14 protein-coding genes are annotated in these 17,664 nt (G+C 60.5%); 6 read left to right on the top strand and 8 right to left on the bottom strand.

Annotation, left to right across the window (positions count from 1 at the left end; all coding sequences use genetic code 11):
* Positions 1 to 149 precede the first annotated feature (149 nt).
* Positions 150 to 749: an FMN-dependent NADH-azoreductase gene (locus tag BLU48_RS03630; protein WP_057023084.1), complete on the bottom strand. Its 600-nt coding sequence runs from the start codon at positions 747 to 749 to the stop codon at positions 150 to 152.
* Between the two features lie 149 nt (positions 750 to 898).
* Positions 899 to 1,213, bottom strand: coding sequence for a hypothetical protein (locus BLU48_RS03625; protein ID WP_046071724.1), 315 nt, complete (start codon positions 1,211 to 1,213; stop codon positions 899 to 901).
* 49 nt (positions 1,214 to 1,262) lie between these two features.
* Here BLU48_RS03625 and BLU48_RS03620 point away from each other — a divergent pair, with 49 nt between their 5' ends.
* From BLU48_RS03620 to aqpZ, 5 genes are all read left to right on the top strand, one after another.
* The gene (locus BLU48_RS03620) at positions 1,263 to 2,186 is read left to right on the top strand and encodes a LysR family transcriptional regulator (RefSeq protein ID WP_046071723.1); all 924 of its coding nucleotides are present in this window, start codon (positions 1,263 to 1,265) and stop codon (positions 2,184 to 2,186) included.
* A 14-nt stretch (positions 2,187 to 2,200) separates the two neighbouring features.
* The gene (locus BLU48_RS03615) at positions 2,201 to 3,004 is read left to right on the top strand and encodes an alpha/beta fold hydrolase (protein WP_057023085.1); all 804 of its coding nucleotides are present in this window, start codon (positions 2,201 to 2,203) and stop codon (positions 3,002 to 3,004) included.
* 3 nt (positions 3,005 to 3,007) lie between these two features.
* Entirely contained in the window at positions 3,008 to 3,571 is a 564-nt protein-coding gene (locus BLU48_RS03610; RefSeq protein ID WP_057011856.1) for a peptidylprolyl isomerase, read from the top strand.
* 82 nt (positions 3,572 to 3,653) lie between these two features.
* On the top strand, positions 3,654 to 5,486 hold the full coding sequence (locus BLU48_RS03605) for an ABC transporter ATP-binding protein (RefSeq protein ID WP_057023086.1): 1,833 nt from the start codon (positions 3,654 to 3,656) through the stop codon (positions 5,484 to 5,486).
* 175 nt (positions 5,487 to 5,661) lie between these two features.
* Complete coding sequence (aqpZ, locus tag BLU48_RS03600; protein WP_057023087.1) at positions 5,662 to 6,363, top strand: aquaporin Z; 702 nt, start codon at positions 5,662 to 5,664, stop codon at positions 6,361 to 6,363.
* Positions 6,364 to 6,373: 10 nt separating this feature from the next.
* Here aqpZ and BLU48_RS03595 read toward each other — a convergent pair whose 3' ends face one another.
* Entirely contained in the window at positions 6,374 to 7,498 is a 1,125-nt protein-coding gene (locus BLU48_RS03595) for a GNAT family N-acetyltransferase (protein ID WP_057023163.1), read from the bottom strand.
* 284 nt (positions 7,499 to 7,782) lie between these two features.
* Between BLU48_RS03595 and BLU48_RS03590 the strand changes: the two genes are divergently transcribed.
* Positions 7,783 to 9,105: a putative porin gene (locus tag BLU48_RS03590; RefSeq protein ID WP_057023088.1), complete on the top strand. Its 1,323-nt coding sequence runs from the start codon at positions 7,783 to 7,785 to the stop codon at positions 9,103 to 9,105.
* A 32-nt stretch (positions 9,106 to 9,137) separates the two neighbouring features.
* Here BLU48_RS03590 and BLU48_RS03585 read toward each other — a convergent pair whose 3' ends face one another.
* From BLU48_RS03585 to aceK, 5 genes are all read right to left on the bottom strand, one after another.
* On the bottom strand, positions 9,138 to 9,371 hold the full coding sequence (locus tag BLU48_RS03585) for an anti-sigma factor family protein (protein ID WP_046071717.1): 234 nt from the start codon (positions 9,369 to 9,371) through the stop codon (positions 9,138 to 9,140).
* A complete protein-coding gene (locus tag BLU48_RS03580) occupies positions 9,365 to 9,979 on the bottom strand; it encodes an RNA polymerase sigma factor (RefSeq protein ID WP_057023089.1) in 615 nt (204 codons plus the stop codon). Before BLU48_RS03580 ends, BLU48_RS03585 begins: the two co-directional genes overlap by 7 nt.
* Before the next feature lie 123 nt (positions 9,980 to 10,102).
* Complete coding sequence (locus BLU48_RS03575) at positions 10,103 to 11,224, bottom strand: beta-ketoacyl-ACP synthase III (protein ID WP_057023090.1); 1,122 nt, start codon at positions 11,222 to 11,224, stop codon at positions 10,103 to 10,105.
* Between the two features lie 299 nt (positions 11,225 to 11,523).
* A complete protein-coding gene (gene hrpA, locus BLU48_RS03570) occupies positions 11,524 to 15,435 on the bottom strand; it encodes an ATP-dependent RNA helicase HrpA (RefSeq protein ID WP_057023091.1) in 3,912 nt (1,303 codons plus the stop codon).
* Positions 15,436 to 15,947: 512 nt separating this feature from the next.
* The gene (aceK, locus tag BLU48_RS03565) at positions 15,948 to 17,657 is read right to left on the bottom strand and encodes a bifunctional isocitrate dehydrogenase kinase/phosphatase (RefSeq protein ID WP_057023092.1); all 1,710 of its coding nucleotides are present in this window, start codon (positions 17,655 to 17,657) and stop codon (positions 15,948 to 15,950) included.
* Between the last annotated feature and the right edge of the window lie 7 nt (positions 17,658 to 17,664).

Genomic DNA, 17,664 nt, shown 5'->3' with positions numbered 1-17,664 from the left:
CTCGGCGCAAAAAAAACCCGACCTCGCTGAAGCGGCAGTCGGGCAGGAGCACTCAGGAGCTACAAGTGCAAAGGGAGGTTCGATACGCGTACTTGAAGGGTTTGCGTGGGGCTATATAAACAGCGCGGGATTATCTGGCGATTAACGCTTCAAGCAACCTGCGCCAACAGTGCTTTAGCCTGATTGACGCCCTTCTCCTGGAAGCCCGCCCCCAGGTTCACCCCTTCGGCGTGAATGAAGGTCACGTCGTGGATGCCGATAAAAGCCATGACCTGGCGCAGGTACGGCTCCTGGTGATCCGAGGTGGCGCCGGCGTGAATGCCGCCACGAGCAGTGAGTACGATGGCACGCTTGCCGGTCAACAAACCCTGTGGCCCGGTGGCGGTGTACTTGAAAGTCACACCGGCCCGCAACACATGATCCAGCCAGGCTTTAAGGGTGCTGGGGATGGAAAAGTTGTACATCGGCGCAGCCATCACCAATACATCGGCAGCCAGCAGCTCGTCAGTCAATTCATTGGAACGGTCCAGGGACACCTGTTCATCGTCGTTGCGCTGCTCGGCGGGTTTCATCCACCCACCCAGCAGGTTGGCGTCCAAGTGGGGAACGGGATTGCGCGCCACGTCACGCAGGGTGATGCGATCCGCCGGATGGGCTGCTTGCCATTGGCCGATGAACTGTTGGGTGAGCTGGCGGGAGATTGAATCCTGCTGGCGTGCACTGGTTTCGATGATCAGGACATTGGACATGGCTTGGTAGGCTCCATCGGTAATTGCTGTAAGTCGATGGAGCGAAGGTTAACCAGGGCCTATTCGATAAAAAAGCGCAAAAAACTGCTATAACCCATCTAGAAATTTGTTGTTAGGCGGAGTATTCCTGTCTGGCATGCTCCGCTGCTTTATTTTGGAGCGCAGTCCAAGGCAATACGCATTTTGATAATCGCGCGGTTGAACTTGGCCGTGGTGTTGGTGCTTTTGCCGGCGGGTACGGTCACAGTGCGACGGCGCGGCGATTCCGGGCCGTTGGTGAAGATTACCGAACACAACGCATCGTTGGTGCCGTAGTTACTCAACTGGATCGAACTGATGTCGGCGTCCACATCGGATGCGGTGTAGTCCACGCTTACGCCGTTGATCTTTTTAGTCACGTCGATGGGGTAGGCAAACGCGCTCATCGGCAGCAGCGCCAGCAACACACAACAGAATTTTCTCATTCGGCAGTCTCCAATAAGGACCGCCAGCTTAGGACAAGAGGAGCTCATCTTGAAAGCGCCCCGCGTTACCCTCGATCAATGGCGCACGTTGCAAGCCGTGGTCGACCACGGCGGCTTCGCCCAGGCCGCAGAAGCGCTGCACCGTTCACAGTCCTCGGTGAGCTACACCGTGGCCCGTATGCAGGACCAACTGGGTGTGCCGCTGCTGCGCATCGACGGGCGCAAGGCGGTGCTTACCGAGGCCGGCGAAGTGCTGCTGCGCCGTTCCCGCCAGTTGGTGAAGAACGCCAGCCAGTTGGAAGATCTCGCCCACCATATGGAACAGGGCTGGGAAGCTGAAGTGCGCCTGGTGGTGGACGCTGCCTATCCCAATGCGCGCCTGGTGCGCGCCCTCACCGCGTTTATGCCCCAAAGCCGCGGTTGCCGCGTGCGCCTGCGCGAAGAAGTACTGTCGGGGGTTGAAGAGCTGCTCATGGAAGGTGTGGCCGACTTGGCGATTTGCGGCTTCAGTATCCCCGGTTACCTGGGCACGGAAATGAGCGCGGTAGAATTCATTGCCGTCGCCCATCCCGAACACGCCTTGCACCGCATGGGCCGCGAACTCAGCTTCCAGGACCTGGAAAGCCAGATGCAAGTGGTGATCCGCGACTCCGGCCGCCAGCAACCGCGGGATGTCGGCTGGCTCGGCGCCGAACAGCGCTGGACCGTCGGCAGCCTGGCCACCGCCGCAGCCTTCGTCAGCAGCGGCCTGGGTTTTGCCTGGCTGCCCCGGCACATGGTCGAGCGCGAACTGAACGAAGGCGTGCTCAAGCAGCTGCCTTTGGCACAGGGCGGCAGCCGCCACCCGACGTTCTACCTGTATTCAAACAAAGATAAACCCCTGGGGCCGGCGACGCAGATCCTCGTGGAACTGCTGCGCACCTTTGACACCGCTCCCCTGGACGCGCCCTTTGCCGCGCCCCTGCAAGCCTGAAACGGAGTTCATCCATGGCCTGGTTCGAGCATGAAGGCTGCAGCCTGCATTACGAGGAATACGGCCACGGCAACCCACTGATCCTGATCCATGGCCTGGGCTCAAGCAGCCAGGATTGGGAGCTGCAAGTGCCGGTACTCGCCCGGCACTATCGCCTGATCGTGGTCGACGTGCGCGGCCATGGCCGCTCCGACAGCCCCCGCGAGCGCTACAGCATCCAGGGGTTCACCTTCGATCTGATTGCCCTGATCGACCACATGGGCCTGCCTGCGGCCCATGTAGTGGGGTTATCCATGGGCGGCATGATTGCCTTCCAACTGGCCGTAGATGAACCCACGCGGGTCAAGAGCCTGTGCATCGTCAACAGCGCGCCCGAGGTCAAGGTGCGCAGCGCAGGTGACTATTGGCAGTGGGCCAAGCGCCGGACCCTGGCCCGCGTGCTCAGCCTGAGCACCATCGGCAAGGCCCTGGGCGAGCGGCTGTTTCCCAAACCTGCGCAAGCCGACCTGCGGCGCAAGATGGCCGAACGCTGGGCAAAGAACGACAAACGTGCTTATCTCGCCAGCTTCGACGCGATTGTGGGCTGGGGCGTGCAGGAACAACTTTCGAAGATTACCTGTCCAACCCTGGTCATCAGCGCCGACCACGACTACACCCCCGTGGCGCAGAAAGAAATCTATGTAAAACTGCTGCCCGATGCGCGGCTGGTCGTTATTGAAGATTCCCGCCATGCCACGCCCTTGGATCAACCCGAAGTCTTTAACGCGACCTTGCTCGATTTTCTAAAGACCGTCGAAACCACTACCCAGGATCACTGACCCATGCTGAAAAAAATCGCCTTCTTTGCCGGTTCCGTTCTGTTCGCTGCCAACCTGATGGCCGCCGAACCTGCCAAGGCGCCCCACGTATTGATCTCCACCACCAACGGTGACATCGAAATCGAACTGGACCCGGTCAAGGCCCCCATCAGCACCAAGAACTTCCTTGCCTATGTCGACAAGGGTTTCTATACCAATACGATCTTCCACCGCGTGATCCCGGGCTTCATGGTCCAGGGCGGCGGGTTCACTGCACAAATGTCGCAAAAACCGACCGAAGCGCCGATCAAGAACGAAGCCAGCAATGGCCTGCATAACGTGCGGGGGACCTTGTCGATGGCGCGCACCAATGACCCGAACTCGGCCACCAGCCAGTTCTTCATCAACGTCGCCGACAATGCCTTCCTGGATCCGGGCCGCGATGCCGGTTACGCCGTGTTCGCCAAAGTGGTCAAGGGCATGGATGTGGTCGACATCATCGTCAACTCCCAGACCACCACCAAGCAAGGCATGCAGAACGTGCCAATCGATCCTGTCCTGATCAAGTCGGCCAAGCGCATCGACTGAGGTCAGCAGCAAGCTTCGCGCGCAGCCCACAAGGCAGCGCGCGCATTTGAAAGGAGAGCCCGCACGGCGGGCGTCAAGCCTAATGCTCTATCGTCGTTTTGAACAACTGATCGATATTTTCCGCGACGCGCCCAGCTCCGCGCCTCCCGATAAAGTCCTGCCCTTCTATCTCTACTACCTGCGCCAGGTGTGGCCGCATTTCGCCGCCTTGCTGGTGGTGGGCCTGATTGGCGCGCTGATCGAAGTCGCGTTGTTCAGCTATTTGAGCCGCATCATCGACCTGGCCCAGGGCACGCCGCCCGCCGATTTCTTCCAGATCCACAGCACCGAGCTGATCTGGATGGCCGTGGTCGCCCTGCTCTTGCGCCCGATTTTCGGCGCCCTGCACGACCTGCTGGTACACCAGACCATCAGCCCCGGCATGACCAGCCTGATTCGCTGGCAGAACCACAGCTACGTGCTCAAGCAGAGTCTTAATTTCTTCCAGAACGACTTCGCCGGGCGCATTGCCCAGCGCATCATGCAAACCGGTAACTCACTGCGCGATTCCGCCGTGGCGGCGGTGGATGCGATCTGGCACGTGGCGATCTACGCCATCAGCGCCCTGGTGCTGTTCGCCGAGGCCGACTGGCGCCTGATGATCCCGCTGGTGAGCTGGATCATCTGCTACAGCCTGGCACTGCGTTACTTCGTGCCGCGTGTGAAGGAACGCTCGGTGATTTCCTCCGAAGCACGCTCCAAATTGATGGGCCGCATTGTCGACGGCTACACCAACATCACCACCTTGAAACTGTTCGCCCATACCCAATACGAGCAGCAGTACGCCAAGGAAGCAATCATTGAACAGACCGAAAAAACCCAGTTGGCCAGCCGCGTGGTGACCAGCATGGACATCGCGATTACCACCATGAACGGCCTGCTGATCGTCACAACCACCGGCCTGGCCCTGTGGTTGTGGACCCACTCGCTGATCTCGGTGGGCGCGATTGCCCTGGCCACCGGCCTGGTGATCCGTATCGTCAACATGTCCGGCTGGATCATGTGGGTGGTCAACGGCATCTTCGAGAACATCGGCATGGTGCAGGACGGCCTGAAAACCATTGCCCAGCCGCTGGCCGTGATCGACCGCGACAACGCCCCACGCCTGAGCGTGCCCCAGGGTGAAGTGCGCTTCGAACAGGTGGATTTCCACTACGGCAAGAAGAGCGGAATCATTGGTGGCCTGAACCTGGAGATCAAGGCCGGGGAGAAGATCGGCCTGATCGGCCCGTCCGGAGCGGGCAAATCGACCCTGGTCAACCTGCTGCTGCGCCTCTACGACCTGCAGGGCGGACGCATCCTGATCGATGGCCAGAATATCGCCGAAGTCGCCCAGGAAAGCCTGCGCGAACAGATCGGCATGATCACCCAGGACACTTCGTTGCTGCACCGTTCGATCCGCGACAACCTGCTGTACGGCAAGCCCGACGCCACGGACGAAGAGCTCTGGGCCGCGGTGCACAAGGCCCGCGCCGATGAGTTCATCCCACTGCTGTCGGACTCCGAAGGCCGCACCGGGCTGGACGCCCATGTGGGTGAGCGCGGGGTCAAACTCTCCGGCGGTCAGCGCCAACGTATCGCCATCGCGCGCGTGCTGCTCAAGAACGCGCCGATCCTGATCATGGACGAAGCCACCTCGGCGCTGGACTCGGAAGTGGAAGCCGCGATCCAGGAAAGCCTGGAAACCCTGATGCAGGGCAAGACGGTGATTGCGATTGCACACCGGTTGTCGACCATTGCGCGCATGGATCGCCTGGTCGTGCTGGAGAAAGGCCAGATCGCCGAAAGCGGCAGCCATTCCGAATTGCTGGCACATGGCGGACTTTATTCGCGGTTATGGCAGCATCAAACCGGAGGGTTTGTCGGTATAGACTGATTTTATTGGGTAAACCGCCGTTCAATTCCGAACAATTCTGACAGCTTTCTCTATCTGGCTGGTCGTGCGACACAATCCTGCTGTACTGCAATCAGGCCCCAGGAGGGCCCTGATTTAAGGCGGCAGGGAAGCCACACAGACCGTTAATCAGATAGAGCAATCTAAGGAAGTGTTCATGTCACTGTTCAAACGTTCCGTAACGGAAGGACTGGGTACGTTTTGGCTGGTGTTAGGTGGCTGCGGGAGTGCGGTGTTGGCCGCAGCGTTCCCCAACGTAGGCATCGGCCTGCTCGGCGTGTCCCTGGCCTTTGGGCTCACAGTGCTGACCATGGCATTTGCCATTGGGCATATCAGCGGTTGCCACCTTAACCCGGCCGTCTCGGTGGGGCTGGTGGTGGGCGGCAGATTCCCGGCCAAGGAATTGCCAGCCTATATAGTGTCCCAAGTGATCGGTGGCGCCATCGCCGCCGCACTGCTGTACTTCATCGCCAGTGGCAAACCCGGGTTCGAACTGGCCTCCGGGCTGGCAAGCAATGGTTATGGCGAGCATTCACCCGGTGGTTATTCAATGGCGGCAGGCTTTGTCTGCGAGCTGGTGATGACAGCGATGTTCGTGCTGATCATTCTTGGCGCCACCGACCGCCGTGCCCCGGCGGGCCTCGCGCCTATTGCCATTGGCCTGGCGCTGACGCTGATCCACCTGATCTCGATCCCGGTCACCAACACGTCGGTCAACCCGGCCCGTAGCACGGGGCCGGCGTTGATTGTCGGCGGCTGGGCACTCCAGCAGTTGTGGTTGTTCTGGCTCGCACCGATCCTCGGCGCGGTGATCGGTGGCGTGACCTATCGATGGCTGGGCAAGGATGAAGGGGCTTAAGGCAAACGGGTCAGCCCTGCCGATAAGGCAGGGCTGACCTCGCCTCTTCGGCATACGCCAGAATGCCCACCCGTTCACGCTCAAGAAAGTCCGCCACGGCACTCTTGAGCCCCGGATGACGCAGGTAGTGCCATGATCGCGTAATCACCGGCTCAAACCCGCGAATCAATTTGTGCTCGCCCTGGGCACCGGCGTCGAAGCGTTGCAGGCCGTGGGCGATGGCGTAGTCCATGCCCTGGTAAAAACAGGTTTCGAAGTGCAGTCGGTCGAATTCCGCCAGGCAGCCCCAGTAGCGGCCGTAGAAGCTGTCGCCACCGATCAGGCTGAAAGCCATGGCTACCGGGCGCGAGCCTTGTTTGGCCAGCACCACGCGGATCGCTTCGGGCATGCGTTCGGCCAGCAGGCTGAAAAACGCACGGGTCAGGTAGGGCGATTGGCGGCGGACTGCATAGGTGTTGGCGTAGCAGGCATAGACAAAATCCCATTGAGCTTCGCTCAGTTCATGGCCTTGCAGCCACTCGAACTCAATGCCCTGCCCCGCCACTTGTTCGCGCTCCTTGCGCATCTGCTTACGCTTGCGTGAACTCAAGGCATCGAGAAAATCCTGGAAGTCGCGGTAGCCGCGGTTCTGCCAATGAAACTGGCAGCCCAGGCGTTGCATCCAGCCCGGCTGCAGGGCCAAGGCCTCATCGGCCAAGGCGTCAGTGAAATTGATATGGGCGCTGGAGAGCCCTTCGATCTCCAGGTAGCCCGGCAGACTCTTGAGCAACTCGAAGCCGTCCTCGGCATTGGCGCCCAAAACACGTGGGCCACTGACGGGACTGAACGGCACCGCCGTCAGCAGCTTGGGGTAGTAGTCGATACCGGCGCGCTCACAGGCATCGGCCCAGCCATGGTCGAACACATACTCGCCATAGGAATGCCATTTGCGGTAGCTGGGCAATGCCGCTACCAGGCGCTGCCCTTCCCAGTGCAGCAGATGCTCCGGCTGCCAGCCCGATTGCGGCCCCAGGCTGGCGCTGTCCTCCAGCGCGCTCAAGAACCCATGCCGTACAAACGGCTGCGCCTGCGGCACCAGGGCGTCCCAGACCTCAGGGGCGATTTCGGACAGGCTGTCCAGGCGTTGCAACGGCATCGGCATCCTCACTGATTCTTGGCGTTAAAGCCTGGCGAGTATCGCTTATCGCAACCCCGTGCACACCTTGAAAACACGCTGACAGACTTGGAAATAAATAGTTCCAACCTCAGCCCATTTGTCATCTAGATGAAATCACTTAGCCACTACTCCGTCATAAACGGTCGCGATACTGACGCCAGTTTTTAGAGCGCCTGGGTCTACCGGGTAACATTTTTTCCGTCCGTCATGGGTCGGTTGTGTCCTGGATGGTTTGCCATCCCTCCTCACTTTCGGAGATTGATATGCGTCTTGCTTCCACTAAAACTGCGGCGGTCCTGTGTGGCGGCCTGTTGCTGGCCCTGAGTCTACCGGCCAGCGCTGCAGTCGACGCTAAATTGCTCGACATGCTCAAGGCCAACGGCCAGATCACTGCGGCGCAGTACAGCGAACTGCAAGCAGAGCTGGCCAGGGACCAGAAAGAACAGCAGATCGCACGGCAAGCTCAACAAGAGACCAACGAGCAGATCGCGGCCACTGCGAAAAAAACCAACGAGCTGAGCAGCTTCGACCAGAAGCTGGCCTGGGCCGCCAAGACCCAGTTCAAGGGTGACGTACGCTTCCGCCAGGAAACCATCAAGATCGATGGCGAGCCCAACAACGGCGGGCGTGACAAGGACCGTCAACGTATCCGTGCCCGCCTGGGTGCCTACACCGAGATCAACCCGCAGGTGGACACCGGCATCCGCATCGCCACGGGTGGCGGCGATGACGCACGGTCTACCAACCAGGACCAAGACGGCTACTTCGATAAGAAATCGATCTGGCTGGACCTGGGCTACATCGATTACCACCCGGACCAGATCAAGAACCTGCACGTGATCGGCGGCAAGATGCTCCAGCCATGGGTAAACATGGGCGATGTGATTTGGGATAGCGACATCAACCCGGAAGGCCTGGCCGTCACCTACAAATACCCTCTTGGCAGCAGCGCCGAACTGTTCGGCAGCTTGGGCAACTACAACCTCAAGGACAACGTCGACGGCGACGGCGTGCAGTTCCGCCACGACCTGCGCCTGACGTCCGGCCAGTTGGGCACGCGTTTCTCGGTTACCGACAACCTGAAAATGACCTTGGGCGGCAGCGTCTACGCCTACAAAAATGACGAGGACAGCCGCTGCACAACCACCACCACGCCTTGCGCGCTGGCGGTCAACGGCAACTCGGCCAACAACGAATTCCGCCTGTATGAAGGTTTTGCCCAGGCAGATATCGGCGGCCTGGCAGTGCCCCTGGCGTTCTACGGCCAGTACGTGAAGAACAACGATGCTGTGACCGATCAGGACACCGCGTGGTTGCTGGGTGCCAAGTCCAAGGTGTTCGGTTTCAACCTGGACTACAACTACCGCGACGTTCAACGTAATGCCGTCGTAGGCGCCTTCACCGATTCGGACTTCGCCAACGGTACCACCGGTTCGCGCGGCCATAAGATGAAGGTCAGCTACGACATCGACAAGAACTTTGCCCTCGGCGCCACGTACTTCCTGACCAAGGCTGACTACGCCAGCCGCACGCAGCGTGATGCCAATACCAACACCTTGCAGTTGGATGCTGAAGCCAAGTTCTAACCCCCCCGTTGTAGGAGCGGGCTTGCTCGCTCCTACAAATCTTTCAGCCGTTCGGCTGCCAATCGTTCAGCCAGCGCATCGACATCCTTTACCGGCTCCTGCGGCAGGATCTTCAGCGTCGCCTGCATCAGGCGCATCTGACGGATAAAGCGTCGGCAGTTCGGGCAAAACATCAAGTGATGACGCACGAGCAGACGCTCGCGAAAGGTCAATTGCCCATCGAGATAATCACTGGAGCGAGCGACTTGTTCCTTACAGGTCAACATTCTCCCGTTTCCTCAAAATGCTCCACCGTGGCGAAGACTTTAAGCCGCGCTCGATGCAACAGCACACGTACATTGGAAAGTGAAAGGCTCAGAAGATTACAGATTTCTTCCAACTCCAATCCCTGGCGTTCACGGAGCACCAGCACACTGCCCTGCAATTGGGACAAGCTCAGAATCGTGTGCTCCAGGCATTCGCGCAATTCATCCTCGGTCAGCAGCGCTTCCGGGGTGTCCTGGTGCCAGGCATACGGCGCGACTGCCCAGTGGCCGTCATCCGGGCTGAATCGCTCATCACCAATGGTGCCATGGGGCGAAGGCAAATCGTCGAGCAGCACTTCCCGGCGATTCTGTTTATAACGCCCTTTGGCGGAGTTGGCGGTGATGGTCAGCAGCCAGGTCTTGAGGCTGGAGCGTCCTTCGAACCTGGCCAGGTTGCGCACCACCGAGAGCCAGGCGTCTTGCACCACCTCGTCGGCGTGGCGCTGGCCGACAATGGCATAGGCCACCGCACGCATTGCGTTCTGGTAAGTGCTGACCAATTCCTTGTAGGCCCGCTGCTCTCCCTTGAGCAAGCGTTCAAGCAGGTGCGCGTCGTCCGCTGCTGCCATTCAAACCTCTATTTAAAAGTGCACACCCGGTCCTGTGGGAGCTGGCTTGCCTGCGATGCAGACACCTCGGTGTATCAGTCACACCACAGTGATGCCATCGCAGGCAAGCCAGCTCCCACACACTCAGCGCTTGCGCAGGATCACGCTGCCAATCGAATACCCGGCGCCGAACGAGCTAAGCACCGCCACGGTGCCCTTGGGCAAGTCGTCCTGATAGGTGTGAAACGCAATCACCGAACCGGCGGAGCTGGTATTGGCATACGTATCGAGGATCACCGGCGCTTCTTCCACCGACGCGTCGCGCCCCAGCAGCTTTTTCACGATCAGGTGGTTCATGCTCAGGTTGGCCTGGTGCAGCCAGAAGCGCTTCACATCGGTGACGTCCAGCTGGTTTTCCGCCAGGTGTGCACCAATCAACTCGGCCACCATCGGGCAGACATCGCGGAAGACCTTGCGGCCTTCCTGCACGAACAGCTTGTCAGGGGCGCCGATGCCCTCTTCCGCGGTGCGGTTGAGGAAGCCGAAATTGTTGCGGATGTTGTTGGAGAACTTGGTCAGCAGCTTGGTGCTCACCACCTCGAACTGGTGCTCGGACGTCGCCAAATCAGCGCGCTCCAGGACCACCGCGGTGGCCGCATCACCAAAGATGAAGTGACTGTCGCGGTCACGGAAGTTCAGGTGGCCGGTGCAGACTTCCGGGTTGACCATCAGGATCGCCCGGGCCTGGCCCAACTGGATGCTGTTGGTTGCATTCTGGATGCCAAAGGTGGCCGAGGAGCACGCCACGTTCATGTCGAAACCGAAGCCCTGGATACCCAAGGCTTCCTGGACTTCGATAGCAATCGCCGGGTAGGCGCGCTGCAGGTTGGAGCAGGCGACGATCACGCCGTCGATATCCGCGGCAGTCTTGCCGGCGCGTTGCAGAGCCTGTTCGGCGGCGCCGACGGCCATCTGGCAGAGCACCGACCATTCGTCGTTGCTGCGCTCGGGCAAGCGTGGGGCCATGCGCTGAGGGTCGAGGATGCCGTCCTTGTCCATCACAAAACGGCTCTTGATACCGGACGCTTTCTCGATGAATGCCGCGCTCGACTCCGTCAGCGCTTGCACATCGCCACGCTCGATGGCGGCAGCGTTGTCAGCATTGAACTGTTGTACGTAGGCATTGAAAGACTGCACCAGTTCTTCGTTGGAGATGCTGTTGGCCGGGGTATACAGGCCGGTGCCGCTGATGACGACGTTATGCACGGTCGTTCCTCTAGATCTGTCAGGCAGAAGATATTGGTACCGTCGTACCAAACTGTAAGTCGTTTGAGTCCATCAGGCGGGCATCAAACTGGCAATTCGTTATTCAATCTTGTGACCGCGAAGTTTGCCACAATGCCGGGGACTTGGCGCTATAGGCCACACAAACACCTTGAATGTGGGAGGGGGCTTGCTCCCGATTACGGTGTACCAGCCGCTGGATTTGTATCAGACACACCGCTATCGGGAGCAAGCCCCCTCCCACATTTGGGACCTGCCCAGTTCGGGAAACTGGGTGAAATTCAGGGTTCTACCTGGCTCCACTGCTTGCTCAAGCGCTTATCGGAAATCGGCACCTTGGTGCCCAACTGCTGGGCAAACAACGAGACACGGTATTCTTCCAGCCACCAGCGGTACAGCTCCAGCTGCGGATCGCGCTTGCCTTCCTGGGTGTGTTTGTTCAGGCGGTTCTGGTATTGCGCCCACAGGCCGCCCAGTTCGGTGCTCCACACCCGGTCTTTCTGCACCTGGCCAGGCAGTTTTTCCAGGCGCAGCTCGATGGCCTTGAGGAAACGCGGCAGTTCCTTGAACCATTGCGCCGGGGTTTCCCGTACAAAACCCGGGTACACCAGATTGCCCAGTTGCTGCTTGATATCGTTCAAGGCTACCGCCTGGGCCAGGTCGATCTTGCCCTTGAAGCGCTTTTGCAGGCCGTGCCACAGCTTCAGCACGTCCAGGGTCAGGCGCGCCAGGCGTTCGGCGTGTTCGGTCCAGCTGCCACGCTTGCGTTCCGCCAAAGCCGCCAGGCCGGCGCCATCACGAGGCAGGCTGGCTTCGCCCTCCAGTACGCAGGTGTCGAGGCTGGCCAGCAGGATGTCTTCCACCAGCGCGTCGATACGCCCCAGCTCGCGGTACATCAAACCCAACTCGGTCAGGCCCGGCAATTTGCCGCGCAGGAATTTCGCCGGCTCGGCCAGTTGCTGCATCAGCAGACGCTGCAATGCGCGGCGATGCTGGAACTCAGCCTCGGCGGCGGTCGAGAAACGGCCTTCCTTGACCGTACCGTTTTCTTCTACCAGCGCCGGGTACACCGTCATCGACAGGCCGGCGATGTTTTGCTGGGTCTTTTCGGCCACTGCCGCGAACACCTTGGCCTCCACCGGCTGCTGGCTTTTGGCGGTCTGCGGCACGGCCAGGGCGGCCTGACTGGCTTCGGCAAACCGTGCGGTCAGCTCGGCGAGGTCGCGGCCTTCGCCAAGGAACTTGCCCTGGCCGTCGACCACTTCCAGGTTCATCTTCAGATGGCTTTCCACCTGTTGTGCCGCTTCGGCCCAGGCTTCATCGCTGACCCGCGCACCGGTCATGCGCAGCAGTTCGCGCCCCAGCGCCTGGGGCAGCGAGCCCTGGCCGAACTCGATGCGTTGCAGCGCCGCCTTGACGAAGTCCGGCACCGGCACGAAGTTCTTGCGCAGCGCCTTGGGCAAGTTACGTACCAGGGCGATGCACTTGGCTTCGATCACGCCTGGCACCAGCCACTCCAGGCGCTCGGCGGGCAAGGCCGGCAGCAATGGCGCCGGCACGCGCAGGGTGACGCCGTCGCGGGGGTGATTGGGTTCGAAGTGGTAACTCAAGGCCAGGGCCAGGTCGCCCAGGTGCAAGGTGTCCGGATAATGCGCGGCGGTGACTTCACTGGCCTCACGGGCCAGCACGTCTTCTTCGCGCATGATCAGCAATTGCGGGTCTTTCTGGCTGTTGACCTTGTACCAGCTGTCAAAGGTGGCCGTCTGGTGGATCTCCGCCGGCAAGCGTGCGTCGTAGAAGGCGTAGAGGGTTTCTTCGTCGGCGAGGATGTCGCGACGGCGGGCCTTGGCTTCCAATTCGTCGAGTTGCTCCAGCAGGCGCTGGTTAGCTGTCAGGCACTTGGCGCGGGACTGAATCTCACCGCGTACCAGGCCTTCCCGGATAAACAACTCGCGGGACACCACCGGGTCAATCGGCCCGTAATGCACCGGCCGACGTCCGACTATGATCAACCCGAACAGCGTGATCTGCTCAAATGCCACCACCTGGCCGCGCTTCTTCTCCCAATGGGGCTCGAAGTGATTTTTCTTAATCAGGTGCCCGGCCAGCGGCTCGATCCAGTCGGCGTCAATCTTCGCCACCATGCGCGCATAGAGCTTGGTGGTTTCCACCAGCTCGGCAGTCATCAGCCATTGCGGGCGCTTCTTGCCGATGCCGGACGAGGGGTGGATCCAGAAACGCCGCTGCCGCGCACCGAGGTAATCGCCGTCTTCGGTTTTCTGGCCGATCTGGCTGAGCAGGCCGGACAACACTGCCTTGTGCAGCTTGGGGAAATCCGCCGGCTCTTTATTGACGCTCAGCTGCATGTCGCGGCAGATCAGGCTCAACTGGCGATGGGAGTCGCGCCACTCGCGCAGGCGCAAGTAGTTGAGGAAGTTCTTGCGACACCAGTTGCGCAGCGGGCTGGCGGTCAGTTCCTGGCGCTGCTCTTCAAAGCCACGCCACAGGTTGACCAGCCCGGCGAAGTCCGAATCCGGATCCTTCCACTGAGCGTGGGCCTGGTCGGCGGCCTGTTGACGCTCCGGTGGGCGCTCGCGCGGGTCCTGGATCGACATGGCGCTCGCGACGATCAGTACTTCCTGCAAGCTGCCCAGCTTGGCCGCTTCGAGCAACATGCGGCCCATGCGCGGGTCCACCGGCAAGCGTGCAAGCTGGCGACCCAACGGCGTGAGTTGGCTGTTACGGTCCACCGCCGAGAGTTCCTGCAGCAGGTTGAAACCGTCGCTGATCGCCTTGCCATCCGGCGGTTCGATAAACGGGAAATCGGTGATCTCGCCCAGGCGCAGGTGCAGCATCTGCAGGATCACGGCGGCCAGGTTGGTGCGCAGGATTTCCGGGTCGGTAAATTCCGGGCGGCCGATAAAATCTTCTTCGCTGTACAAGCGAATGCAAATGCCCGGCTCAACCCGGCCGCAACGGCCTTTACGCTGGTTGGCGCTGGCCTGGGAGATCGCCTCGATCGGCAGGCGCTGCACCTTGGCGCGGTAGCTGTAGCGGCTGATGCGCGCCGTGCCGCTGTCGATCACATAGCGAATGCCCGGCACCGTCAGCGAGGTTTCCGCGACGTTGGTCGCCAACACCACGCGCCGGCCCGGATGGGATTGGAAAATGCGCTGCTGCTCGGCCGGCGACAGGCGCGCATACAGCGGCAGGATCTCAGTGTGCTTGAGCTGGGCCTTGCGCAGCATGTCGGCGGCGTCGCGGATCTCACGCTCGCCCGGCAAAAACACCAGCACGTCGCCGGGGCTGCGTCGCTCGCTGCGCTCATAGGCAGCGATTTCATCGAGGGTGGCGAGGATCGCCTGGTCGACGGTCAGGTCGTCCTCGACACGGTTGCCCTCTTCGTCCTGCTCCAGGGTCAGCGGGCGATACCAGGTGTCCACCGGGAAGGTGCGGCCCGACACCTCGACAATCGGCGCGTCGTCGAAGTGCTTGGAAAAGCGCTCCAGGTCGATGGTCGCCGAGGTGATGATGACTTTCAGGTCAGGGCGACGCGGCAACAGGGTCTTGAGGTAGCCGAGCAGGAAGTCGATGTTCAGGCTGCGTTCGTGGGCTTCGTCGACGATGATCGTGTCGTAGCGTTCCAGGTAACGATCATTCTGGGTTTCGGCCAAGAGGATGCCGTCGGTCATCAGCTTCACCAGGGTGTTGGTATCGCTCTGGTCTTCGAAGCGCACCTGATAGCCGACCAACGCGCCCAATGGCGTGGCCAACTCTTCTGCCACACGGCTGGCGACACTGCGCGCCGCAATCCGGCGCGGCTGGGTGTGGCCAATCAGGCCGTATTGACCGCGGCCGATTTCCAGGCAGATCTTCGGCAACTGGGTGGTCTTGCCCGAGCCGGTCTCGCCGGCAATGATCAGTACCTGGTGCTTGAGCAGCGCGTCCTTGATCTCATCGCGCTTGGCGGCAATCGGCAGGCTGTCGTCATAGCGAATCACCGGCAAGCTGGCGCGCCGTGCCGTGACCTGGGCACAGGACGCTTGCATGCGCGCCACCCACTGCGCCAGCTTGTCCTCATCGGGCTTCTTGCGCAGCTCGAGCAACTGCCGGCGCAAGCGGTGGCGGTCGGCGAGCATGGCGTGATCGAGGGTTTTGAGCAGTTGGTCGATGGTGGGTGCTTGGTCAGTCATCAGCTACTTCGACGGTCATCTATGTTATGCGCGGCCGGCAAGTGTGGCAGAAAAGCGACTCATCTGGCAGGTCAAACATGTGGGAGTCCCCACCACATCTTCGATGTGACGCTGTCGCGCAGCAAACCAGGGAGCTTGCTCCCGTGGCGGCCTGACAGCCGAGGATGTTGGTTTTCGTCCTGGGTACATATCCGTTGTTTAGGTAACGGCCACTATAGGTTCCGCTCTTACAGCGGCTCACTTTGCAAAAGCGGCCGTTACCTAAGCAACGGATATGTACTCGCCCCAACAACCCAACAACCCGGTCACATCGTCGACATGGCGCCGTCGCGCAGAACCTGGGCCGCCTCCAAAATATCCGGCGTTAAGACTAAATTTTAACTATTTAAAATCAGTAGCTCACTTGAAGTTTGATAAGAGGGGGCTTGCTCCCGACGACGGTGGGTCAGTTAATGAAAGTGTTGACTGATTCACCGCCATCGGGAGCAAGCCCCCTCCCACACCGGGATGCGTTATAGCGGGTCCTTTCTGCGATAGGGGAACACATCGATGACCTTGCCGGCGCGAATCGCATCCTGCAGGCCCTTCCAGTAATCGGCGTTGTACAACTCACCATGCAGCTCGTCGAACAGCTTGCGCTGGCCGGCGTCGGCAAACAGGAACGGTGGGAATTCCTCGGGAAACACGTCCAGCGGGCCGATGGAGTACCAGGGCTCGGAGGCCATTTCATCCTCCGGGGTGCGCGGTGCCGGGATATGCCGGAAGTTGGCTTCGGTAAGGAAACAAATCTCGTCATAGTCGTAGAACACCACGCGGCCGTGACGGGTGACGCCGAAGTTTTTCAGCAGCATGTCGCCGGGGAAGATATTCGCCGCTGCCAGTTGCTTGATCGCCAGGCCGTAGTCTTCCAGGGCTTCGCGTACCTGGGCGGGGTTGGCGTTGTCGAGGTAGAGGTTGAGCGGGGTCATGCGCCGCTCGGTCCAGCAGTGGCGGATAAGGACCGTGTCGCCTTCGACCTGGACCGTGCCGGCAGCAACCACCAGCAGCTCGGCCAGGCATTTGGGCTCGAACTTGCCCAGGGGGAAGCGAAAGTCGGCGAACTCCTGGGTGTCGGCCATGCGCCCGACCCGGTCGACACTCTTAACCAGGCGATATTTCTCGATCACCGTGGCGCGGTTGACGTTTTTCGACGGCGAAAAACGGTCCTTGATGATCTTGAACACGGTGTTGAAGCCCGGCAGCGTAAACACGCTCATGACCATGCCGCGCACGCCGGGGGCCATGATGAACTGGTCATCGGTGGTGGCCAGGTGGTTGATCAGCGCACGGTAGAACTCGGATTTGCCGTGTTTGTAGAAGCCGATCGAGGTGTATAGCTCGGCAATGTGCTTGCCCGGCAGGATGCGCTTGAGAAAGCCGATGAATTCGGCGGGCACCGGCACATCGACCATGAAATAGGAACGGGTGAACGAGAAAATGATCGACACGTCGGCTTCGTCGGTGATCAACGCATCGATCTGGATGCCACGGCCTTCGCGGTGCAGCAGCGGAATGACCAGGGGCCATTGTTCGTCACGCGTGTAGATGCGCCCTACCAAGTAGGCACCTTTGTTGCGGTAGAGCACCGAGGAAAACAACTCGACGTTGAGGTCCGGGTCTTTACATACCCAATCCGGCAGGTTTTCCCGCAATTGGGCTTCCAGGCGTTGCAGGTCTGCCGGCAGGTCGGCGTAGGGCTCGCTGAAACTGTAGTCAGCAAACACCTGCGCGAGCATCTGAGCAATATTACCGGTTGGCGTGTAGATCCGGGTTTGCGCCGCCCTTGCACGGCGCTGGCTTGGCCGAGTGGTGTGGATGAACATGCAGCGGTCGCTGATCAGGTCATGGCTGAACAGGCCGCAGAAGATCGAGTTGTACCAGGTCTCGGACAGTTCATCGTCAAAGCGCAGGTCGATCAGGTCGATATAGGCGCTTTTCACCTGGGGCCACAGGTCGATGTCCAACAGCGCGGCCGCTTCGCAGCTGGCTCGCAGGCGCGCGGTGACCTCGGCGACTTTCTCTTCATAGAGGTTGATACGCGCCGCCGAGGCGGCCTGCCCCTGCTGCCACTGCGCCTTCTCGAATCGTTCGCGGGCACCATCGGTGATCAGGCGAAAGTGCTCACGGTAATCATCAAAGCCGTCGAGGATCATCCGGGCGATAACGAGGGCGGGCTGCAACATGCGGGAA

Origin of the sequence: Pseudomonas synxantha (genome assembly GCF_900105675.1) — a bacterium.
GTDB lineage: Bacteria > Pseudomonadota > Gammaproteobacteria > Pseudomonadales > Pseudomonadaceae > Aquipseudomonas > Aquipseudomonas synxantha.
Note: the sequence above shows the minus strand (reverse complement) of the source record. Positions and strands in the feature narration are given on the sequence as shown.